The sequence below is a fragment of the Streptomyces callyspongiae genome, assembly GCF_047200695.1.
Lineage (GTDB): Bacteria > Actinomycetota > Actinomycetes > Streptomycetales > Streptomycetaceae > Streptomyces.
The window spans coordinates 1-2,858 of the sequence record NZ_JBJZOM010000036.1 but is presented as its reverse complement, the minus strand read 5'-3'; the positions used below and the strand labels follow the sequence as shown (position 1 = coordinate 2,858).

The window sequence follows — 2,858 nt, the reverse complement described above, 5'->3', positions numbered from 1 at the left end:
TGATCAGACCGAGGACGGGGGCGCCGGTGGCGAAGTAGAGGGCGGTCGCGTCGTCCATCGTGGGAACCAGGTAGGCAAAGCCGATGATGATGCCCACGGCCAGGCAGGTCTGGACCACGAGGTTCAGCGGGAGGGTGGCGCGGCTGCGCAGGCCGGTCCAGCCCAGCAGCAGTCCGTAACTACGCAGCCAGTGGTTCACTCTGCTTCCCCTTCTCGGTGTCGTTCTTGCTCTCGCTGCCGACGAGGTCCATGTAGACGTCCTCGAGGCCGACGGGCAGCAGGGCGAATTCGTCGATGTGCTGGTCCTCCCGCAGCTTCTGGGCCCAGGCCAGCGCGTCGGAGGCGGCGTCGGAGTCGAGAGGGACGACCAGTCGACGCTGGGTGCGCACCGGTTCGGCGGCGGGCTTGAGGTGGTCGGGAAGCGCGGGCAGGTCGGCGGTGTCGGCGGTGGTCAGCTCCAGGCGGAGTGCGCCGACGGCGCGGGAGCGCAGCTGGGCGGGGGTGCCCTCGGCGACGACCTTGCCGGAGTCGAGGACGACGAGGCGGTCGACGCTCCGCTCGGCCTCGACGACGTTGTGGGTCACCAGCAGCACGGCCCGGCCCTCGCCCGCGAGTTCGCGGATCTGCTGCCACAGCAGCCTGCGGCGCACCGGATCCACGTCGTTGGTGGGTTCGTCGAGCATCACCACGCGGGCCGGGCCGGCGGCGGCCATGCCGTACGCGGTCAGGCGGCGGACACCGCCGGAGAGCTTCTCGCCCGTGACGTCGGCCCACTCGGCCAGTTCCAGGGCGTCGATCAGTTCTTCGGTCTTGGCGATGCCGTCCTGCTTGCTCAGGCCGCGGATGCGGGCCATGGAGCGAATGGCCTGACGGGGCGTGACCGCGGCCAGCGGGGCGTGGGCCTGTGGCATCACCGACACCATGCGCCGCACCCTGCTGGGTTCGGCCACCGGGTCGCAGCCGTCGACGCTGATGGTGCCGGAGGTCGGCAGCACCAGCCCGGCGACCTGGTTGATCAGCGTCGTCTTGCCGGCGCCGTTGTGCCCCAGCAGGCCCACGACCTCCCCGGCATCGACACGGAGACTGATGCCGTCGTTCGCACGTGCACCACGTTTGTATGACTTAACAAGATCTTCGATCAGGAGCACATCTACCGCCCGTTCGGATCGGAATACGGTTCATTCGGAGGGTATGTGACACGTCTCCGCGCGGTGTGTGCTTCCGCGCAGAGAGCGTGCCTGTCGTCCCACCGCGACCCCGTGGGGGGTGCCGGTAGTTTCGTCAGCGCCGATTCACCAACTGGAGCAGCTTGTTGGGGGTGGCGCCGTCCGGAACGCCCGTGAGAGCGCCGTCCACTGCGGCGCGGTCGAGTGCCTTGGCCACGGCCTGAGGGCTCGCCCACGGGCGCCGGCCGAGGTAGAGCGCGGCCGCACCGGAGACGTGCGCCGCGGAGACGGTGGTGCCGGACATCGTGCGGGTCTCCCCGCCCGGCCAGTCCGAGGTGATGTCCACGCCGGGGGCGTAGAGGTCGATGCCCTCGCCGTGGTTGCTGAAGGGAGCGACCTGGTCGTCGCAGTCGGAGGAGGCCACCGTGATGCCCTCGCGCACGCGGGCCGGTGACGTTCCGTCGACGTCGGCGCCGTCGGCGCCCGCTTCCAGGGAGTAAGTGACACCGGAGGCGATGGACGTGCGGATCGCGTCGTCCAGCACGTCGCTCGCGGGGAGGCCGATGACCCAGTTGACGACCGAGGGGCCGGAGGCGTGCTCGGTGACCCAGTCGATCCCGTCGAGGACGCCCGCAACGGTGCCGCCGCCCTCTGCGTCGAGCACCTTCACCGAGATCAGACGGGCCTTCTTGGCGACCCCGTACTCGGAGCCGCCGATGATGCCCGCCATGTGCGTGCCGTTGCCGTTCTCGTCGCTGCCGTCCCCGCCGAAGGCGTCGAAGCCGGGCTCGGCGCGGGGGGCCAGGTCGGGGTGGTCGTAGTCGATGCCGGTGTCGATGAGGTAGACGTCGACGCCGTCGCCCGCCCGGGCCGGGTAGGTGTAGGTCCCGTCGAGCGGCAGGGAGGGCTGGTCGATCCGGTCGAGCCCGCAGGACAGCGGGCTCGACTGGGTGATCCGGTGCGGGCGGTGCCGGTGCACCCGCGTGTTCTGCTCCACCACGCGGACGGCCGGGTCCGCCGCCAGGCGTTCGGCCTGCCGCTCGGTGGCCGAGACCAGGGCCCCTTCCAGGGCGCTGTCGTACCGCTCACGGACGCGGACGCCGTACCTCGCCAGGTCGGGCTGCTCCCCGTCCTCGAAGGCAACCACGTAGCTGCCGTCCAGAGCGCTGCTGCTCCCGGCGTTGATCACGGGTTCGGCGCTCCGGGCATACCCGGGAGCGGCCACCGTGCCCACGCCCAGGAGTGCGCCCACAGCCAGAGTGGTCACCACCTTCGTCCGGCCGATGGTCAGCCAAGCTGTTCGCACTGTCTCTCCTCGTGGGCATTGATGCATGCATGACAGGGGGCGTCACGATGCCCCGGGAGCTGCGACGACACAAGTCCCGGGTGGGCGCGCCGAACCGCCCACCGGTCGCGGGGGAGAACTGTCCCGGCTGGTGACGTCCCGAACCTTCTCCACCCGGCTTTTTGCGTGGCAGGGGCAATTCGATGACAAACGTCATGCGCGCCCGCGGCCGCGCGACGCGGACCGCGGAACCGGTCGTTCCGCGGTCGCCGCGCGGGTGGGTGTCAGGTTGCGGGGGAGGCGAGGGTGACGAGGGTGATGTCGGAGTCGGCGCCGACGCGGACGGGTGGTCCCCAGGCGCCGGCGCCGCGGGTGACGTAGAGCTGGGTGTCGCCGTAGCGTTCCAG

2 protein-coding genes and 1 pseudogene are annotated in these 2,858 nt (G+C 70.8%); all 3 read right to left on the bottom strand.

The features are described from left to right. A pseudogene (locus tag ACL06G_RS21380) lies at positions 1 to 199 on the bottom strand (ABC transporter permease); the annotation flags it as partial. Next, entirely contained in the window at positions 180 to 1,148 is a 969-nt protein-coding gene (locus ACL06G_RS21375; protein ID WP_412788139.1) for an ABC transporter ATP-binding protein, read from the bottom strand. The gene ACL06G_RS21375 and the pseudogene ACL06G_RS21380, both read right to left, overlap by 20 nt. 133 nt (positions 1,149 to 1,281) lie before the next feature. Further along, positions 1,282 to 2,472 carry a S8 family peptidase gene (locus ACL06G_RS21370; RefSeq protein ID WP_412788140.1) on the bottom strand — a complete coding sequence of 397 codons (1,191 nt, stop codon included), beginning with the start codon at positions 2,470 to 2,472 and terminating at the stop codon, positions 1,282 to 1,284. Positions 2,473 to 2,858: the final 386 nt, after the last annotated feature.